14 protein-coding genes are annotated in these 20,037 nt (G+C 64.7%); 4 read left to right on the top strand and 10 right to left on the bottom strand.

All coding sequences use genetic code 11. The annotated features are described in order from the left end of the window. Positions 1–5 precede the first annotated feature (5 nt). The 5 genes from AC1C2O_RS11010 to AC1C2O_RS10990 form a co-directional block, all read right to left on the bottom strand. Positions 6–1,079: a hypothetical protein gene (locus AC1C2O_RS11010; protein WP_495430474.1), complete on the bottom strand. Its 1,074-nt coding sequence runs from the start codon at positions 1,077–1,079 to the stop codon at positions 6–8. 23 nt (positions 1,080–1,102) lie between these two features. Continuing rightward, on the bottom strand, positions 1,103–2,839 hold the full coding sequence (locus AC1C2O_RS11005) for a threonine/serine exporter family protein (RefSeq protein ID WP_495430473.1): 1,737 nt from the start codon (positions 2,837–2,839) through the stop codon (positions 1,103–1,105). 130 nt (positions 2,840–2,969) lie between these two features. Continuing rightward, positions 2,970–4,466 carry a cardiolipin synthase gene (gene cls, locus AC1C2O_RS11000; RefSeq protein ID WP_495430472.1) on the bottom strand — a complete coding sequence of 499 codons (1,497 nt, stop codon included), beginning with the start codon at positions 4,464–4,466 and terminating at the stop codon, positions 2,970–2,972. A gap of 64 nt (positions 4,467–4,530) precedes the next feature. Further along, a complete protein-coding gene (locus AC1C2O_RS10995; RefSeq protein ID WP_495430471.1) occupies positions 4,531–5,256 on the bottom strand; it encodes a phosphotransferase in 726 nt (241 codons plus the stop codon). A gap of 29 nt (positions 5,257–5,285) precedes the next feature. After that, on the bottom strand, positions 5,286–5,645 hold the full coding sequence (locus AC1C2O_RS10990) for a DUF488 domain-containing protein (RefSeq protein WP_495430470.1): 360 nt from the start codon (positions 5,643–5,645) through the stop codon (positions 5,286–5,288). Positions 5,646–5,741: 96 nt separating this feature from the next. Between AC1C2O_RS10990 and AC1C2O_RS10985 the strand changes: the two genes are divergently transcribed. Continuing rightward, positions 5,742–6,503, top strand: a complete 762-nt coding sequence (locus AC1C2O_RS10985) for an SDR family NAD(P)-dependent oxidoreductase (RefSeq protein ID WP_495430469.1) — start codon at positions 5,742–5,744, stop codon at positions 6,501–6,503. 88 nt (positions 6,504–6,591) lie between these two features. Then, on the top strand, positions 6,592–7,425 hold the full coding sequence (locus tag AC1C2O_RS10980; protein ID WP_495430468.1) for an SDR family oxidoreductase: 834 nt from the start codon (positions 6,592–6,594) through the stop codon (positions 7,423–7,425). A gap of 110 nt (positions 7,426–7,535) precedes the next feature. On the opposite strand, the gene AC1C2O_RS10975 is transcribed toward AC1C2O_RS10980, so the two are convergent. Further along, the gene (locus AC1C2O_RS10975; protein WP_495430467.1) at positions 7,536–9,047 is read right to left on the bottom strand and encodes a type 2 periplasmic-binding domain-containing protein; all 1,512 of its coding nucleotides are present in this window, start codon (positions 9,045–9,047) and stop codon (positions 7,536–7,538) included. Between the two features lie 677 nt (positions 9,048–9,724). Between AC1C2O_RS10975 and AC1C2O_RS10970 the strand changes: the two genes are divergently transcribed. Then, positions 9,725–13,000: a glycoside hydrolase family 2 TIM barrel-domain containing protein gene (locus tag AC1C2O_RS10970; protein WP_495430466.1), complete on the top strand. Its 3,276-nt coding sequence runs from the start codon at positions 9,725–9,727 to the stop codon at positions 12,998–13,000. Between the two features lie 74 nt (positions 13,001–13,074). Here the strand turns inward: AC1C2O_RS10970 and AC1C2O_RS10965 are convergent, their stop codons facing one another. The 3 genes from AC1C2O_RS10965 to AC1C2O_RS10955 are packed head-to-tail and all read right to left on the bottom strand — an operon-like array spanning position 13,075 to position 17,113. Further along, complete coding sequence (locus AC1C2O_RS10965; RefSeq protein WP_495430465.1) at positions 13,075–15,171, bottom strand: glycoside hydrolase family 36 protein; 2,097 nt, start codon at positions 15,169–15,171, stop codon at positions 13,075–13,077. 2 nt (positions 15,172–15,173) lie between these two features. Further along, a complete protein-coding gene (locus tag AC1C2O_RS10960) occupies positions 15,174–16,124 on the bottom strand; it encodes a carbohydrate ABC transporter permease (protein ID WP_495430464.1) in 951 nt (316 codons plus the stop codon). Between the two features lie 5 nt (positions 16,125–16,129). After that, entirely contained in the window at positions 16,130–17,113 is a 984-nt protein-coding gene (locus AC1C2O_RS10955) for an ABC transporter permease (protein ID WP_495430463.1), read from the bottom strand. A gap of 632 nt (positions 17,114–17,745) precedes the next feature. Here AC1C2O_RS10955 and AC1C2O_RS10950 point away from each other — a divergent pair. Beyond that, positions 17,746–18,501 (top strand): FadR/GntR family transcriptional regulator, encoded by a 756-nt coding sequence (locus AC1C2O_RS10950; RefSeq protein WP_495430462.1) that lies wholly within the window; start codon positions 17,746–17,748, stop codon positions 18,499–18,501. A gap of 4 nt (positions 18,502–18,505) precedes the next feature. Here the strand turns inward: AC1C2O_RS10950 and AC1C2O_RS10945 are convergent, their stop codons facing one another. Further along, positions 18,506–19,831, bottom strand: a complete 1,326-nt coding sequence (locus AC1C2O_RS10945; RefSeq protein WP_495430461.1) for an enolase C-terminal domain-like protein — start codon at positions 19,829–19,831, stop codon at positions 18,506–18,508. Between the last annotated feature and the right edge of the window lie 206 nt (positions 19,832–20,037).

Below are 20,037 nucleotides of genomic sequence, written 5' to 3'. Positions count from 1 at the left end.
GTTCTTCAGTCGCCTTGACCTGCGACGCCGAGGAATCGGATGAAGACCGAGATCCATCCGAAGATGAGCGCGAAAACGACGATCTCAAACGCGGTCAGCCCGAAGAATCCGACGGCGAAGAGCAGCGTGGACACCAGTACTGCGGCAAGGAACACCCAGGATGCGATGAAGTATGCGCGTGGCATCCCTCGAAGTATCCGGTGTCCGCTTGCGAGCATCCCGATATACATGACGGCCATGCCGCCCGCGCAGAGGTTGTGGACCAGCAGGCTCACGTTCACCGGGACGAGGCCGACCCCAGCCAGCATGATGCCCAAGATGATGAACATCCTTGCGATGATCTTGGGACCGTCTTCGCGTGCAAGGATCCGCCGCTCGAGGAGCGCGTTCATATCGTTCGTGAGATAGACGGCGAAAGCGGTGACGAGGAGGCCGCCGATGACCAGGGTGCCGTTGAACACCAGACTCGACACGCTCCAGAAGGTGCCGAGGTGGCTGAAGTGCGTGTCCCACCAGAGCGGATCCGGGGTCGTGAGCATCGCCGCGAAAGTGCCGATGCCGACGAAAGCCATCAGCAGTGAAGACATCCGCCGCGTCGTCATGCGCGACACCGACAGGTAGGTGAGATATGCGCTGAGCCCGAGGCTCACCGCCATCAAAACGACCGTCCAGAACGGCTCGACCTTCAACCCGACGAACCCGAGGCTGAGGATGAGGAAGGACGCAAGCGCCGCCAACACGGCAAGCACGAGGTGCACAAGCACCACCGCGATCGTGTTGACGGTGAAGGTCGCGGCGGAGAGCGAGTGTCGCCATTCCTGCCCAGGCATGTCTCGCACACGCCAGTATCCGATGCCGCTGGTGATCGCCGCGACCGCTCCAGCGGCGATGGCGACGATGCTCCCGAATGACCAGTCGCCGAACAGGCTGAGCGGGGGCAGAGCGACGCCGATGACGATGCCGAGGAATGCTCCTAGGACGCCAGCGGCGAGGGCGGCGTAGATGGCGTACGACTCCACACGAAGGGAGTGCGCTGGCTCTGCCACCACGCGTGTTGTAGCTACATCGGCTGCGGACATGATGGAGGGTCTCGTTCCAGGCGTCAGAGTTTAAAGGTGCGGTCGGTGAGTGCAGTGCCCGCGAGGATTCCGAGAGCGATCGCGACCATTGTAGTGATCGTGGTCACGAGGGTGGTCGTTCCCGCGCTGTCGCCGCTCAGGAGCGCGGCGACTCCGACGAGCCCGAGCGCCCCCGGCACGAGCAGCCAGAACGCGGGGAGGAAACTGACCTTGGCTGCGGGGCCGGACGGATGCCGCGAGGCGAGGATCGCGACCGGCGTCATGGCGAGCGCACCGATCAGGGCCGACAGCACTCCTCCGAAGAAGATGCTTCCGATGACCTGTGCGCCGTATGCGACGTAGAGCACGAGCAGGATCCAGGGTATGGACGCCATCCGTCCCCCTTGGTTGATCACGATCCCGACGCCGAAGACGGCAACGGCGACCCAGGGGGCGATTGGTCCAAGTGGTGCGCTCGCCTCGGTCATGTCGATCTGCGGTACACCAACGAGCATCGCGCCAGACACGATCCCAAGCGCGAGCAGTACCAGTTGCATGGATCCGGCCGCCAGTCGGCCAGCACCCGACATCATCTGCCCGGATGCCAGCTCGATCATTCCGGTCGTGAGCAGGCCTCCCGGCAAGAGAAGCACGAGCGGGGCAATCAGGGAGGGAAGGATGCCGGGGTCCCACCCGGCACCGGTGACAAGGAAGACCGTGGCGGAGACGCCAAAAGCGAGCCCGACCGTGACGAGAGGTGTGAAGCGACGCGGAACGGCCTCCGCCAGCAGGAGCACGATTCCGACCAGCGTGCCCAGAGCTGCAGCAAACGCCAGTCCGATCCAGGACCCACCGAGGAGTGCGGCAAGAGCAGCGCACACTCCAGCGTATGCAGCCACCCGGACCCCGCGCCCCGTCGATGGAGGAAGGGCGCGCACGGCTGCCACCCCGCGCCGCGCCTCTGCGGGCCCAATACGGCCGGCACGCGCATCCTCCACGATGTGATCGAGCGCGTCTACCTGATGCAGCAGCAGCTGCGAGCCAGCCGTGCCGACCGCACCGGTTCGCACGTGCCCTCCTACACGGGAGGAGACGATCAGTGCAGTGGGAAACACGATCAGTTCAGTGGACGGGTGTCCGTTGACAGTGGCGATGTCTGTCAGTGCTTGTTGCACTGACACGACGGAATAGCCGGCATCGAGCATCGCTTCGCCCACTGTCTCCAGGGCGGAGAAGGCCTCGCCTGACGGCTGCATCGACCACTCGTCCTCCGTCCGTTGTGCTCGGCGTCGGATGGGGAGAGGGATGGGGGCTGTGGCTGTGCGGTGGCGCAGCTGTGCCTGCAAGCCGATCAGCAGGAGAATGCTCGCGATGATGATGACCACCGCGGCAACCCAGCTGACCATGGGAATAGTGGCGCTCGCCGCAGGCGGCACGTACTCCAGTATCGGAGCGTCGACATCGGTGTCCTCGTCCGGAGCATCCTGCTCGTCCTGCGTGTCGTCCTCGGGCGGAACCTCCGATGCTGGCTCCGTCGGAGGCGCCGTCACTTCCTCGGCTGGCGCCGAGGGTTTGGGAGTCTCGGGTTCTTCGGTTGCCGGTGGCTGAGGCTCGTCCGTCGCTCTGTCCGCAGGCTCGTCCGTGGCGGGCGCGGGGTCTGTGGCATTCTCGGTCGCCGTGACGTTCGGAGAGTCCACCTCTGCAGTCGCCGCGCCTGCCGGAACAATCGCGAAGAACCCTGCGGCAATCAGCGCCACGAGGAGCGGGATCGGTGTGCGCATGCCCACTCTCTCGGTTGTTCGGTGTTCGCTGTCCTATCCGACACTAAGGCCACCACCCACGACCCGACACCCCTGGTTTTAGGGCTTCACCTCTGGGCGGAGATGACTCCGCTGCAGCGGATTGGCCGGGTCACTGCAATGCGGATGTCAGCCGCGCCAACCCGTCGATCACCTTCTCGCGCAACGGCCGCCTCGCCCATGCTTCGCGGTGCAGCCTGATGCTGTTGCGACGGTAGTCGTCCTCGACGAGTTTCAACTGATCGACGAACTTTCGCCCGCGGACCAACACGGAGACCTCCATGTTGAGGCTGAATGAACGGATGTCCATGTTGCTCGATCCGATGACGGCAACCTCGTCGTCGATGGAGAAGTGCTTGGAGTGCAGTACGGTCGGCGATCGGTACAGGTAGATGGCGACCCCCGCATCCAAAAGTGCTGCGTAGTACGAGCGTTGCGCGTGATGGACGAGGACCTGGTCTGCGACCTCCGACACGAAGAGCTCGACATCCAGGCCGCGTGCGGCCGCGGTGAGGATGGCCAGCATCGTCGACTCGTCCGGAACGAAGTACGGGCTGGTGATGCTCACTCGTGCGCGTGCGTTCTGGATGAGCATGACGAACAGCTTGAGATTGTTGTCGTTCTCGAAGCTGGGGCCGCTCGGAATCACCTGCGCGTCGATATTGTCGAGTGGCGTATCGCTGAGTGGTTTGTCGTTCCCTGAATCGGATGCCGCGATGGCGGCGGCCCGCGCCGGATAGGTGTGAACGGGGAGGAGCTCGTCTGTTTCGCTGAACCAGTCTGTGATGAACACCGCATCGAGCTCGCCGACCACGGGGCCCTCGAGCCGCACCATGAGTTCGATCCAGTGCAATCCGCGGCGAACATTCTTCGGCTTCAGGTACGTCGCATCGATGAGGTTCTGCGAACCGGTGTATCCGACGTACCCGTCGATGACGACCAGCTTGCGGTGGTTACGGAGGTCTGGGCGCTGCCATTGCCCGAGATGGGGACGCAACGGAAGCATCGGCCTCCACTGCGCCCCCATCTGCGCGAGTGCTTCTTGTGTTGCTTTCCGGTGCGGGAACATCAACCCCGAGACGTGGTCGGAGAGCACCCGTACGACGACTCCCCGGGCGACCGCGCGCGCGAGTGCGTCGAAGAACGGCTGCGTGGTCGTGTCTCTCACCAGAATGTAGAACTCGACGTGCACATACTCGCGGGCGGCGTCAATGTCGACGATCATCGCATCGAATGATCCCTGGTAGTCCTGGATCAACGTCGTTCTGTTGCCCGCGACGATGGGGAGCGCACCGAGTGTCTCGTTGAGTATCACGGCCGTGTCCAGCCAGTCGGGGGTCGATGGCGGCGCCCGGTGTGCGGTGACGCCCGAACGATCGAGCATCAGCGCATTGACCTCTTTTTGCTTCTCGCGCCGCCGCCGAGGGAGTCGGCCAAAGCCGATGAGGAAGAAGGCGATTGCCCCGAGAAGGGGGATGAAGATGATCGTCAGGATCCAGGCAATCGCCGTGGCGGGCTTTCTGTGCAGCGAGATCGCCACCGCCGCTACGAACCCCACGATGACGTGAACACTCAGCAGGATGATCCCCACGAAGTCCGCAGTGCTCACGATGCGAGGGCTTCCGTGACCGTCATCCCCTGGTCGGTCGTCTTATGCATCCTTGCTCCAGTCATCAGCTCGCATTCCACAGTGCCCGGTAGTAGGCGAGACGTTCACGGTCAGGCTCGAGGCCGTACGCGTCGATGAGTGCGTCCTCCCAGCCGGGGCCGCAATTCCACTCGGTGCTCATCGAGGCCACGGCGATGTCCGCCCAGCGGTCGGCGGTGCCGAGAACGGCGAGATCGACGTGGGCGAATGGGTTGCCGTCGGCGTTCAAGAGGGTGTTCGGCATGCAGGCATCCCCGTGGCACACCACGAGCCGATCGATCGGTGGCGCGTCGCGGAGTTCTTCGGGAATGCGGATGCTGCGAGTCTGAGCGTTCGCGATCCGGGATGCCACGCTCCACTCCCAGCGGCACTCGTCGACCGGGAGTGCGTCGTGCAGCATCCGCAAACCCGCACCGACGGCGCGCACAGCGACGGCCGGTTCTGCGATCCAGCGTCCGTTGACGGCGCTGAGCCCGTCGAGCGCGACGGTCACGAGCCACTCGTGTGTGGCATCTTCGCCCTGCTCGATCACTTCGGGCACGGTGATCCACTGCGACGCCCATCGCATGCGCTCGGCCTCGTCGCGCATGTTCGCCTCAGGGTCGCGGGGGCCCCATTTGATGTAGCGGCGGTCGTCCGTGCGGAACGTCAGCCCGCCATTGTTGTTCTGCCACACCGGTTCGAGAGTGGCGGCGTGTGCGAGTGCCCGCACGCGCGCAGGGATCTCGATATGTCCGGACGGAATGCTCACCGCCCCATCCTTGCGTGTTTCTCGCTGGTTCACAGCAGCGGACGAAGGCACTCCTCCAGCACGACGGCGTGATTGTGCTGCTCGTCGTGTGCGGCGTACACGAGCGTGACGACCGGATGCTGGCGCAGCTCGATCGCCAACGACTCCAGTCCGGCCGCCGTTTCGTGCGACAGCTCTGCGCGGTATCGGTCGGCATAGACGCCCCACTCCGAGTCGGGTGCGGCATGCCAGTCGCGACGTAGATCGGGGCTCGGCGCGGCATCCTTCGCCCATAGATCGATCGCGGCACGCTCCTTCGAGACTCCGCGTGGCCACAGTCGATCGACGAGGACGCGGAAACCATCAGAGGATTCGGCGGTGTCGTAGGCTCGCTTGCGACGCAGTTCCATGACCCCAGCCAACACCTCCGCCGTCACAGAAGCCAGGGGTGGTACTGAGAACTGCGTATGCTGGGACTGAGTTGCAAACGGTTCGAAGGAGAACACATGCAGATCCAAGGATCCGGGGCACTGATCACGGGCGGCGCTTCGGGGTTGGGCCTCGCGACAGCGCGCGCACTCGCCGCTGCCGGCGCGCACGTCACGCTTCTCGACCTGCCCTCGTCCGCAGGGGCCGAGATGGCTGCGGAACTCGGCGGGATTTTCGCTCCGGGAGATGTGACCAATCCGGAGGATGCCGCAGCCGCGGCAGCCACCGCTCAGGCCGCTGCGCCGCTGCGCATCGTCGTCAACTGCGCCGGCATCGCCCCGCCAGCCAAGGTGCTCGACCGTGAGGGCAACCCCGCAGTGCTCGCCGACTTCGAGCGCGTCATCCGTATCAACCTCGTCGGCACATTCAACGTGACGTCGCAGGCATCCGCCGTCATCGCGAAGAACCAGCCACTCGAAGGCGGTGGACGCGGCGTCATCGTCAACACGGCATCCGTCGCGGCGTTCGACGGGCAGATCGGTCAGCCCGCGTACTCGGCATCGAAGGGCGGCGTGCACGCCATGACGCTCCCGATCGCCCGGGAGCTCGCCCGTTACGGCATCCGGGTCTGCACGATCGCCCCCGGCATCATGGAGACCCCGATGCTCGCCGGTCTTCCGGAGGCTGCGCAGGCATCGCTCGGTGAGCAGGTTCCGTACCCCGCACGCTTGGGTAGGCCCGCCGAATATGCCGGGCTGGTCGAACACATCGTCAGCAACGACTATCTGAACGGCGAGACCATCCGCCTCGACGGCGCCATCCGCATGGCCCCGAAGTGACCGGCACCAACGTTCCCGTCGCGATTTCTGTCGCTTCGAGCGTTCGGAGGCGACAGAAATTGCGACTGGAATCCAACGAAGGAGCAGCATGACCAACCTGGCAGGCAAGACAATCCTGATGTCGGGCGGCAGCCGCGGCATCGGCCTGGCCATCGCGCTGCGCGCCGCAGCAGATGGCGCGAACATCGCGATGCTGGCGAAGACCGACACGCCGCATCCGAAGCTCGAGGGCACGATCCACACTGCGGCCGAGCAGATTCGCGCGGCCGGCGGGAACGCGCTGCCGATTGTCGGCGACGTCCGCGAGGATGACGACATCACCGAGGCCGTCATGAAGACGCAGGGCGAGTTCGGCGGCATCGACATCGTCATCAACAACGCCAGCGTGATCGATCTGTCGCGCTCGCTCGATCTCGGCGCGAAGAAGTACGACCTCATGCAGGACGTCAACGTGCGCGGCACCTTCATGCTGTCGCGTGCGGCGATTCCGCAACTGCGAGAGTCTTCAAACCCGCACATCCTCTCGCTGTCACCGCCGCTCAACCCGACCCCGAAGTGGCTCGGAGCGCACACCGGTTACTCGCTGGCGAAGTTCGGCATGACCATGGTCACTCTCGGACTCGCTGCTGAGTTCGCTGAGGATGGCATCGCCGCCAACACCTTGTGGCCGCGCACGACCATTGCGACCGCCGCGGTGCAGAACCTGCTCGGTGGCGACAAAGTGATGGCTGCGAGCCGCACGCCGGACATCTATGCGGATGCCGCCTACGCCGTGCTGATCAAGACGGCAGCCGGGTACACCGGACAGAGCCTGATCGTGGAAGACGTGCTGGAGGCCGACGGCGTGACAGACTTTTCCGGCTATGCCGCAATTCCCGGCACCCCGGACAACCGCCTGTTCCCGGACATCTTCCTGGACTGAGCCCCTCTGTCAGCGATCATTCACTGCCGAACCGGGTCCGCAGACAACATCCTCGGATTAAGGTAACGGGGGGCGAAGCGTACGCCTCGCCCCCCGATCAGTGCTTACGGTCAGCTCGCGTCGTATGCGGCCTGCCATATTTCGAGGTAGCGGTCGACGCCGAGGCCCTGGAGGCCGTCCAGGTAGCCATTCCAATCGTCGTCGTTGTTCGGGTCACGCACTCCGGTGACGAACTCGGCGGTTGATGTCGCCACGTTGCTCTCGATGTTGGCTGTCAGCGTGGACAGTTCGCTGCCTTCCTCGACGGGGACCCAAAGGTCCCAGTACGGGAAGATCGCGTCGGTATCTTTTCCTTCGTAGAGCTTGGTCGCCTCGAAGAGCCGACGCTCGTAGCCCGGCTGCGTGTTGATGTCGAGCGGTGACACCTGCGCGTTTCGGAATTCCGTTGTCTCGAACACCTGGGCCATCGGGCCCCAGCTGCCGTTGTAATCGGCTTCGTTCTCCTCATCCACCAGCACGTCGAAGAAGGTCGCCTCGAGTTCTGTGTCGAGTGCAACCTCTTCCTCCTCAGCAGCTCGCCAGCCGATGTTCTCCTCGCCGAACTCGCCTCGCATATGCCCTTCTTCGGTGAAGAGATAATCCATCATCTCCATAATCACCTTCTGCTCCGTCTCATCGGCGGCCTTCGTGACGAGAAAGGTGGCTCCGGGGATACTCGGCAGCTGGTAGGTCGCTTGTGGACCCGCGGGACCGTCGAGCGGCGGAATGGGGAAGTACTGATTGTCGCGCCCGTCTTCCTGTCCGACGCTCACGAAGATTCCGGAATGAATGGCTGTGGCGCCGCCGACGATCACTGCTTCGGCGTTGTTGCCCGTCCCCTGCATGGTGTCGTCGCCTTGCGAGAATGCCGCAGGGTCGATGAGTCCTGCCGCCCACAGCTTGTTCAGGAATTTCAGACCCTCCCGCCATCCGTCCTGCGTGGCCTGCACCTGCACGGTGTCACCGTCGAGCCCGAGCGAGATGGGCTGCCCGTTCGCCCCGGCCCCGGTATTGAACGAGTTGGAGATGAACGCGTTCATGATGTACGGCACGGCCGACCATTGGGCGCTGCCGGTGATCGGAATTTCGTCCGCGACCCCGTTACCGTTGGGGTCGCCCGTCTTGAACGCCATCATGACGTCGAAGAATTCGTCGGGCGTCGTCGGTGTGTCAAGTCCGAGCGTGGTCAGCCACTCCGTGTTGATCCAGAACTTATACGGGTACGAGCAGTGGTAGCAGTCATTCCATTGCGGAAGACCCCAGATATTGCCGTCGGGTGCTGTGGCGAGCGACTGGAAGCCGGGCTCAGCGGCGAGGGCGTCAGCGATGTTCGGCGCGTACTTGTCGATGAGGTCGTTCAGGGGCAGGATCACGCCCTGATCGCCGTAGCGCTGCAGTTCCGACTTGTTGAATTGCGAAGCCCAAGGGACGAGCATGTATGCCTCGGGCAGGTCGCCGCCCGCCAAGGAGACCTGGCGAGCCTCGTTCGCCGCCCCCGATTCGTAGCCGGTTGTCTCGAACTGGATGTCGACGTCGAATTTCTCCTCCATGAGCACGGTGAAGGAGTTGGTGTTGAGATCCATCTGCCCCCCCTCCTCTCCGAAGATGGTGATGACCTTCTGGTCGTCTTCTTCGCTGGGGGAACAGCCGACCAGCGCGGCAGTTAAAGCCGCGACTGCCGCGATGCCTGCGATTGAGCGACGGCTGAATCGCATCGTGTCGGATATGTGTGGTCTAGACAATGTCTTGCCTCCTGATTGAGGGTGGGAACGTCGCAGGGCGTGATCCTGAACGGGTAGAGACTCGAGCGGAACCCGCATCCGTCTGCTCTTGATCGGGAGTCGCAGGCAGCCGCCAGTGGCACATCATCCGGACGTTCCTCTCTGCGGCGTTGCAGGTACGTCCTTCACGGTAAACGTCTGATCATTCGCTGTCAACAAGTTTTGTGCTGAGATTCAGTGCGCGCCGACGTGAGTTGGATGCGGCAATGCGTGTGCATCGCTAAGACGTCCCAGTTTTCCGTGTTTCGAATGGCTTTGCACTGATGGTGTTCTGAGAATTTCCACGCTCGCGGGGCTCAGAACTCACCAAAACACGCCGCGCGTGTTCTCTCGTGAAGGATTGCGCTACTCTAAACATCTGATGATCGCCGATGAGGGCGCGGGTGCCCGCATCGCGCGAGCCAGCAGATTTTCTCACTCTCAAAGGCGCCGTCCACGCGGACCGCCTTGGAGAACGTCAACAGATTCGAGGACGCAAGATGGCGAACGCCCTGGAGTGGAACGACCCTGCTGTGCACGAATGGGGGACCGAGCCTGCTCACGCCTCGCTCATGCCCTACGAAACGCACGCGCAGGCTTTGCGCGCTGATCGGCTCGATTCGCCATATCGCTTGAGCCTCGACGGCCAGTGGAAGTTCCACTGGTCGGAGAACCCGACGGCGAGGATGCTCGACTTCGCCGACGACCGTGTCGATGACTCGGATTGGGACACGATCCCGGTTCCTTCCTCCTGGCAGCTGCATGGCTACGACTTCCCCATCGGGACGAACACGGTCCTGCCCTGGACCGGGGCGAATGGAAACAACGAACAGCCCGATCCGCACGGCGACTACCCGCACGCCCCGACCTCGTACAACCCGGTCGGCCAGTACCGCACGACCTTCGACCTGCCGGTGGGGTGGGCGCCGCGTCGCACCTTCATCCAGTTCGACGGTGTGGAATCTGCCTATTACGTCTGGATCAACGGTCAAAAGGTCGGGTACCGCGAAGACAGCTACACGTGCGGCGAATTCGAGATCACCGGTCACCTCCGTCCGGGCCGCAACCTGATCGCAGTAGAGGTGTATCGCTGGTGCTCCGGTTCGTACCTGGAGAACCAGGACAACGTGCGGCTCTCCGGCATCTTCCGCAGCGTGTCCCTGATCTCCCGATCGCCGGTGCTGATTCGCGACTTCACTGTCCGCACCCAGCTGGACGACGAGTTCGCCGACGCCGTGCTCGAGGTCACCGCGGACATCCGCGACTACGCCGGTGAAAGCACCGGGCTCGACTACAGCGTCCGGGGGCGACTCTTCGACGGCACAGCGCCGTCGGTGGCCGAACTGTGGACAGAAGCCGCCCGCGTACAGCTGGCTGGCGTCGGGGTCGATTTCTCCGTGGGCCTGTCGGCGCCTGTTCGGCAACCGCGTCTGTGGTCGGCCGAGCGCCCGGACCTCTACACCCTGGTCCTCGAACTGTGCGACGAGAACGGAGCGGTCGTCGAGCGCATCTCCACACGCGTCGGCTTCCGACGCGTCGAGGTCACGGACGGTGCCCTCCTGCTCAACGGCCAGCCGCTGTCCATCCGTGGTGTCAACCGTCACGAGTGGAACCCGCGGACCGGGCGCACGCTCTCCAGTGCGGACATGATCGCCGACATCCGGCTCATGAAGCAATCCAACATCAACGCCGTACGCACCTCGCACTACCCGAACGACCCCCGTTGGTACGAGTTCGCCGACGCGTACGGGCTGTACATCTTCGACGAGGCCAACAACGAGACCCACATCAACAGCGTCGACGCAGCAGGCAAGCCCAACGTCCCCGGCGACCGCCCGGAACTGCGGGACCCGCTGCTGTGGCGGATGAAGAACGTGGTCGATCGTGACAAGAATCACGCGTGCGTCATCGCCTGGTCGATCGGCAACGAGTCCGGCGTGGGATCCAACCTCCGAGCCATGTATGACTGGACCAAAAAGCACGACCCGACCCGTCCGGTCAGCTACCAGGACCCGACCGGCTCCGGGTCGCCCATCGTCCCCATGGAGCTCTCGGACTTCGACGGCGACTTCTATCCGCCCGTCGCCCAATTGATCACCCGAGCGCAGCGCGACCCCAGGCCGTATCTGCTCATCGAATACGCCTTCGGCCAGGGGAACTCCTCCGGTTACCTCGAGGAGTACTGGGCCGCCATTCGGGACCATCCGGGGCTGGTGCACGGCGGTTTCCTTTGGGATTGGGCCGACAAGGGCTTGTGGTGGCCGATGCCGGGGAGGCCCGGGGCCGAGTTCATCGCCTACGGCGGTGATTGGGGCGACGACCCGAATGAGGAGAGCGCGCACATGAGCGGCCTGGCGCTCTCCGATCGCACCCTCACGGCGAAGCTCGCCGAGGCGAAGCTCGCGTACCAGCCGATCACCGTCACCGGCCATGCCCTGCCCACCCCGACCGTCACGATCACCAACGAGCACCTGTTCATGGGGCTCGAGAGTCACACGCTCGAATGGTCGCTGACCGAGGACGGAATCACTCTTCAGGAAGGATCCGTACCCGGCGCGCGGCTGGCCATCGGGCCTGGCGAGAGCTCCGAGGTCACGCTTCCGTTCGGGATCCCCGAGAGTCCTCGCCCCGAGGCGGAGTACCGGCTGGACGTCTCGCTCACTCTCGCCGAGGCCACACCGTGGGCCGTGCGCGGGCACGTCGTCGCCCGCGCACAGTTCGACATCCCCGTCGGGACCATCGACGCCACCCGTGTCGCCGCCGAGGATATTCCGTCCGTCCACGTGGTCGATGGCGCCGGCGCGATCCACGTCAGCGGCGACCGGTTCGAAGCCGCGATCTCCCGCGATACAGGACGCCTCACGTCGCTGGCGTATGACGGGCGGGAACTGCTCGCAAGCGACCTGATGCCGAACTTCTGGCGCACGCCGAACGATCCGGAGCTGGCAATCCCCGACATTCGTGCCAAGCGTCCCGAGCCGTCGCAGCCGTGGCGCGGCGTCGGCGAGAAATGGGCTGTCGACGCGGTCGAGGTGCAGCCGATGACCGGGGCTGTGCGGATCACCGTCCGCGGCACCGTCACCACGAAGGTGCCCTTCCGTCCGAGCGACCAGATCACCACCTCACCGCAGTCGATCGTCTACACGATCCACGGCAACGGACAGGTCGACGTGCTGTCGACGTTCGCGCCGGTGACGGGCACGCCCAATCCGCAGGTGATCGGCACCACGCTCGGACTCCGCAAGGAGCTCGACAGCATCCACTGGTACGGCCGCGGGCCGTTGGAGTCGACCGCCGACCGACGGTCCTCCGCGTTCTTCGGACGATACTCCGGTACCGTCGCGGAGCAGGTCACCCGCTACAGCCGCCCTCAGGACTCGGCCAACAAGGCGGACACCCGCTGGGCAGCGGTCACGGACCACGACGGCGCCGGCGTGCTCTTCGTCGCAGGCGGGAGCATGTTCTTCAACGCCCAGCCCAACAGTCCGGATGAGCTCGCTGACCGCCGACACTGGCACGAGGTTCCGACCTCGAACCGGACCGTCGTCCGCGTCGATGCGGCGCAGGAAGGCATGCACGGCGGCAACTGGGACGTCATGACGCGCCCCGACAAGTACAGCAACACGCCCGCCAAGGGCCCGTATCGGCATCTCTACCGGATGCTGCCGCTTCGCGCGGGGGAAGACCCTGGCGAGGTGGCCGGGAGGTACGTCGAGACCGAGCTGCCCTACTCGCCCGCTGTCGCCCCGCAGCCGAGCCCGGGAGCCGACGCGTAGACAGGACTGCGAAAGCCTCTGGCGGATCGCCTTAGCGGAGCGATCCACCAGAGGCGGGATGCGAGGCGTGATGACTATGTGCGCCGCAGGCGGAACGTGCGCGCCGCAGGCTCGTCCGGCAGCTCGATCACGAGCTCGCCTGCGTGGGCATCCCACGTAGCCCGCGTCGGAAGCCGCTTGGGGAACATGATCTCCACGTCGAGTTCGCGCCCCGCGTGCCCTGCGAGCGGGATCCTCACGGTGGTGGGACCCGATCGGCGCCAGACGGTGAGCAGCTCGCCCTCATCGTCGCGCATGCCCAGGGCGACGACGGGATCGTGCCAGCCGGGCAGGCCCAGGGGCCAGAACGGCACGGCCGTCGGGAGCCTGTCGCGCGTCTCGCGGTAGGCGGCCAGTCCCGCCCTGACCAGCTCCATCTGCGGTAGCGAGAGAAGATCGAGGCGACCGCCGAGGTGCACGCGGCCCAGCAGCGTGTTCGCGAGCGAGAACGCGATCCGCTCATCGGACCATGACGGGTCGGGATAGGCCCACACGGCCCCCTGCTCGGGAGTGACGGCGGTGGGCGCGGCCGCGGCGATCGCAGCGGTGAACATCGGATCCTGATTGTCGCTCGTCGACTGGACCGGGTGCACCGCGAGGGTCGCGGCATCCATCCGCTGTCCGCCGCTCGCGCAGCTCTCGATGACGAGTCCAGGATGCCGGTCCATGAGGCTCCGCACCCAGCCCAGCAGCACCCGCTGGTGGCCGAACTGCCCGTCGCCGGGGCTGTCGGCATCCACGTCGGTGCCCTGCGTGACGTCCATGTTGTAGTCGAACTTCAGGTAACCGAGACCCAAGTCGGCGATGAGTCGTTCGACCGCGCCGTCGATGTGAGCGAGTGCGGCCGGATGCCGGAAGTCCAGCTGCAGTCGTCCTGACTCGATGACCCGCTGCCCGTCCCGCTGGAAGAAGGCCTCAGACGGCAGTGTGTCGGCGACCGGGCTCGAGACCGAGACGACTTCGGGCTCGAGCCAGAGCCCCGGCACCATGCCGGCGTCGCGCATCCGACTCGTCATCGTCTGGAGGCCGACGGGGAACCGGCGCAGCGACGGCTCCCACGAGCCGAGGTCGTTCCACCATGTCGCCCCGTCGGTGTACCAGCCCGAGTCCATGCAGTAGATCTCCGCGCCGGCGAGCCGCGCGGCGTCGATGAACGGCGGGATATTCTCGCTCGTGGGATCGCCCATGAGGGCGTTCATATAGTCGTTCACGATCACCGGCAGCGCATCGTTGTCCGGGTGCGGACGACGCACGCGGCGCCGCGCGCGGGTGAGGGCCCCGAACAGCTCGTCGTCGTCGCAGGCGAGGACGAGGGTCGTCGGCACGGATCGGAAGCGTTCGCCGGGCGCGAGGCGGCGCATCCAGGCCGAGCTCTGGTCCGTCGGCCCGCTCGCCACAAGGTACAGCGCCCCGCCCTGGTCTCCGAGCTCCCAGCGCCAGGCTCCGTTGTGCTCGACCTGCCACAGAATGGATCGCGCCTGATCTCGGGCCCGCAGGACGCCCATCGGCAGGTGACCGCCGGTTGACCAACTTCCGCGCTGCCCGATGGCGAATGACGCGCGGGAGCTGGGGATGCCCCACAGGTCCAGTCCTGAGTCGTCGAGTCCGAGCTCGGCCGGGGTGCGACGCTGCCAGACCATCTCGCGGAACCACGTGTTGTGTGCGAACCCGACCTCGTGGTCGAGCCACCATTGCGCGCCCGGCGACGATATGCCGCCGAGCGCGACGGACGAGACCGCGCGTAGCTCGACGGGCTCCGCGCCTGCGAGAACCTCGGTCTCGCATCGGACGACGGGCAGGTCCGGCCAGCTGGACCACCGCGAGATCACGCTGATGTGCGTCTCGGGGTCCTGCGCGGTCACCTCGAGATGCGCCATCCCGTCTTGATGCCACTCTCGGTGGTCGACGAAGCGCAGCCGGCGCCCCACGGCGCTGCCCATGAGCCGTTCCGACGAGGAAGTGCCCGAGCCTTCGCCGCCGAGGTGGACCTCGGCGATGGGCAGAGCGGATGTCGGGTCGGGAGCGCTCTCGTCGCCGGAACGCGTGAACCGTTTGACCATCGGCGGCCCGTCAGCCCCCGACGAGATGTCGAGCTCGATGGCGCCGGGGCGCCAGGTGATTTGCTCACCCACGGTCACCCCTTGACCGCTCCGATCAGGATCCCCTTGTTGAAGAAGCGGGCGACGAACGGGTAGACGAGCATCACGGGCACCGTCGAGATGACGATGAGCGAGTACTTCATCAGATCGGCGAGCTGCTGCCGTTCGAGGGCCGCGGCCGCGTTCAGGCCGGGGGCGGTCTGGTTGAGGATCAGCACGTTGCGCAGCACGAGCTGAAGGGGGTAGAGATCCGGGTCGCGCAGGTAGAGCAACGCGTCGAAGTAGGAGTTCCACTGGAAGATGGCGTACATGAGGGCGATTACCGCGAGCAGCGGTTTGGACAGCGGCAGCACCGTTGAGAAGAGGAAGCGCAGGTCGCTCGCGCCGTCCAGTTGGGCCGCTTCGTACAGTTCGTCAGGGATCGACGAGCGGAAGAAAGCGACAGCGATAATCACCTGCCAGACGCCGATCGCCTGCGGGAGAATGATCGCCCACTGGGTGTCGAGGAGCCCGAGGTTCTGGACGACGAGGTACGTCGGGATGATGCCGCCGGCGAAGAGCATCGTGAATACCACGAAGATCGTGATGCCGCGGCGACCCCAGAAGTCCTGTCGGGACAGCGGATAGGCGATCGCGACTGTGAGCACGAGGCTGATCGCGGTGCCCGCGATCGTGTAGAACAGCGAGTTGCCGAATCCGGTGAGGATCGAGCTGTCGCTGAGCGCGCGCTGGTAGCCCTCGAGAGTGAAGTTGATCGGCCAGAACGTGACCTGGCCCGACGACACCGCGAGGGGATCGCTGAAAGAGCTGGCGACGATGTAGACGAGCGGCAGCAGTACCACGAGCAGGAAGGTCGAGAGCAGGATGTAGACGCCGGCCATGAACCACCGGTCGACCGTGGGCTCCTTGATGCGCGTGGGCTTGAACCCACGGCTCGACTTCGGGAGTCGGGACCTGCTGGTCTTGTCAGAGGCTTGTTTCAGCATCGAGCTCACCACAGTCCGTTTCCTGTTAGTCGCTTCACTATCGCGTTCACGCCGAGCAGCAGCCCGAGGTTGATGACTCCGTTGAACAGCCCGATCGCCGCCGCCTGGCTGAAGTCGGCGTTGAGCAGGCCGACCTTGTACGTGTACGTCGCGATGATTTCCGATTGCGAGAGGTTGAGGCTGTTCTGCAGCAAGTAGGCCTTTTCGAACCCGATCGCCATGACGTTGCCGACTGCGAGGACGAGGACGATCATTGCGGTGGGCAGAATGCCTGGCAGGTCGACGTTGAGGATCTTCTGCCAGCGGCTCGCGCCGTCGACCCGCGCGGCTTCGTAGAGGGTGGGATCGATCCCCGCGAGCGCGGCGAGATAGATGACGGCGGAGTATCCCATGGTCTGCCAGACGTCGCTGACAACGTAGATGTGCCGGAAGAAGTCCGGGTCGCTCAGGAAGTCAATGGATCCCAGGCCGAAGAACTGGGTCACATGTCCGGCAATGCCCAACCGCGGCGAGAGGAAGAGGATGGTCATCGAGATGACCACGACCGTCGAGATGAAGTAGGGCGCGTACGTGACCATCTGCACGGTGTTCTTGAAGAACCGCAAGCGGACTTCGTTCAGCGCGAGCGCGAGGATGATGGGGATCGGGAAGCTTGCCAGGACGACGTAGGCCGAGAGCAGGAAGGTGTTGCGCAGCACCGGCCAGAACATCGGATTGTCGAAGAAGCGCTCGAAGTGCTTCGTCCCAGCCCAGTCGCTTCCCCAGACACCGTCTATAACGTTGTAATCCTTGAACGCGATGATGGTATTCGCCATCGGGATGTACTTGAAGATGACGAAGTAGGCGATCGGGATCAGGATCAGCAGATAGAGCTGCCAGTGCCGACGCCAGCTGCGCTTCAAACCGCGCAATCCGCGGGAGTTGCCCCGATCGCGGAGCTTGCGGGTGACATCGCCGACGTCCAGGCCGACGCCGGGTGGGCTCACCATGCAGACCTCGCGAGTCTGAGGGGCAAGTTCGGGGGAGTGGAACGGGCGAGCGACCTCAAGCGGATCTTCATCAGGTCTCCTCTCTGAGTCGATGCAGGAACACTTTACGATAAACGTCTGATCAATGCCTGTCAATCACTTCCGAAGCTCGCGCCTCGGCCAGGTCGGAGTGAGGCTCGGCCGAGGCTGCAGAGATCCGGCCTGTGAGCTTGAGATGCCCTGTTTTTCCGGTTATTTCGACCTGCTCCCAGCCGCCCGGCATCCCGCTGAGTGAAGACTTCACCGCACGTACGCCTTTGAGTCGAGTTGCGAATAGTCGATATTGATTCAATCTTTCAGTGCGCTGGCACTCACGTGCGCGAGGTCTGACGCAGAGGAGCGTTCAGCGGGGCATCTAGACGACGGGAGTCACGGGGATGCATGCCGTCTGGATAGATTCGTATGACGTTCTCGTCCGAGTCTCGTGAATGTACTCGTTCCAGATGAGGACTGTGAGGGCTTCGGCGACCATGCAGCTACGCTAAGCCACCGCGAATGCGCAGCTTCGCGTCGTCACATGCGATCCGGACCGCTCGGCTCCCGCATCCGACTTTGATCGAACCTATTCCCGCCTCGCCGCATACACTGAGAACGTGGCAGCTGAGACAGAAGACTTTCCGACGGGTTCCCTTTCGAGATCGGATCACGTCATCGATCATGTGAAGCGGATGATTGCTTCGGGTGAGCTGCGGGCGGGAGACCGGCTCCCGATCGAGAAGGACCTCGCCGCGCAGCTGGGGGTCTCCCGTGGCTCGCTTCGCGAAGCGGTGCGTTCGCTGGCCACGCTCGGCGTGCTCGAGACGAGACAGGGCGACGGCACCTACGTGACCCAGCTCGAGCCGAGCTCGCTGCTGCGGCACCTCGAATTCTGGGCGGGCCTGCAGGAGGCGACCCAGTCGGTCGACCTCCTCGCGGTCCGGCGCGTGCTCGAGACCGAGTCGGCGGGTCTGGCCGCGGTACGGCTCACCGAGGACGAGTTCGACGAACTGGAGAGGATCCTCTCCGACATCGATGCCGGACTGATCACGGGCCAACTTGAGCCGGAGTCATTTATCGACGCGGATGCCGCGTTCCACCACCAGATCGCCGTCGCCAGCGGCAACGCAGCCCTGGCGGCGCTGATCGACAGCCTCATGACCCGCACACTACGTGGGCGCCTCTGGCGCGCGATCACCGAACGGGACTCCCTCGGCGAAGCGCATTCCGACCACCGGGCCATCCTTGACGCCCTTCGCACGCGCGATGCCGAGCGTGCCCGCATCCGTATGGCCGCGCATCTGCTGGGCGTCGAAGTCTTCGCCGCCGACCACCCCGTCAAGGACGACGTGCCTCCAGCTCAGCAGGCCTAGGCGGTCACGAGACGACGAGCACCTCTTGGGCCTCCGACTCCAACCAGTAGCTGCCGGTCGGGAACTCGTAGCGCTGGATGCTCTCCTCGTGCAGCTCTGCACTGTATCCCGGCTTCGAGGGCAGCACGTAGTGTCCGCCGGCGACGAGGGCGGGATCGACGAAATGCTCGTGCAGGTGATCGACGTACTCGGTGAGGCGGTTGTCCAGCGATCCTGAGACGGCGACGAAGTCAAAGATCGACAGATGCTGCACGAGCTCGCACAGCCCGACGCCACCCGCGTGCGGGCACACTGGGACTCCGAATTTGTGAGCCATGAGAAAGACGGAGAGGATCTCGTTCACGCTGGCCAGGCGGGCAGCGTCCAGCTGACAGAAGTCGATCGCCTCGGCTTGGAACATCTGCTTGAAGAGCACGCGATTCATGCCGTGCTCACCGCTCGCGACACCGATCGGGCTGACCGCCCTGCGGATGGCGGCGTGCCCGAGCACGTCGTCGGGGCTCGTGGGCTCCTCGATCCACAGTGGCCGGAACTCCGCCAGCTCCTTGATCCAGTCGATCGCCTGGGGAACATCCCAGACCTGATTGGCGTCGATCATGATCTCGGCCTCCCACCCGACAATCTCGCGGGCCACACGCAGTCGCCGACGGTCCTCCTCGAGGTCGGCGCCGACCTTCAGCTTGAAGTGGCGGTAGCCGTCGTCCACCGCCTCCTGCAGGAGCGTGCGCAGCTTGTCGTCGGAGTACCCGAGCCAGCCGGCGCTAGTCGTGTAGCAGGGGTAGCCGCCGCGGGCGGTCAGCTCCGCGATGCGCTGCTGGCGTAGAGGCGCCGAGGCTCGCAGGAGGTCGAGGGCCTCTTGGCGGGTCAAGGCGTCGGACAGATACCGCAGATCCGCGGCATCCACGAGCTGCTCGGGGGACATTTCGACGAGGAGCCGCCACAGCGGCACCTCGGCACGTCGGGCGGCCATGTCCCAGAGGGCGTTCATCACCGCCGCCATCGCAAGATGGACGACGCCTTTCTCCGGACCCAGCCAGCGCAGCTGCGAGTCGGACGCGAGCTCCCGGTAGATCCCGCCGAGGTCGTCGAGGAGTGAGTCGACATCGCGGCCGATCAGCGGCTGGGCGCGCTGTCGGGCTGCCTCGGTGCACAGGTCGTTCCCGCGCCCGATCGTGAAGGTGAAGCCGTGACCGCGCAGGTCGCCGTCGGTTTCCAGGATGACGTAGGCGGCGGAGTAGTCGCCGTCCTTGTTCATCGCATCGGAGCCGTCGGCCTCAAGTGAGGTGGGGAAGCGTATGTCGTGCACGCGTACACCGGTGATGATCGCCATTAATCGTCCATTCTTGCTGGTGATACATCGAGCATCATTCGATCTATCACTGTTCTCGTAGAGGGTTCTCTCCCCGGTGGCCGCCGCGCCAGTCGAACGCTCGCATCGCTTATCCGTTGATATTTGTCGATATTCCGCCGCTTTGGAGTCCTATGGCTCCGCGCCACCGGAATCACGACTCTTCCGATGTTACCGTCAACCGCGCG

Source organism: Microbacterium sp. Y355 (assembly GCF_059445345.1).
This window is presented reverse-complemented; position numbering and strand designations above follow the sequence as displayed.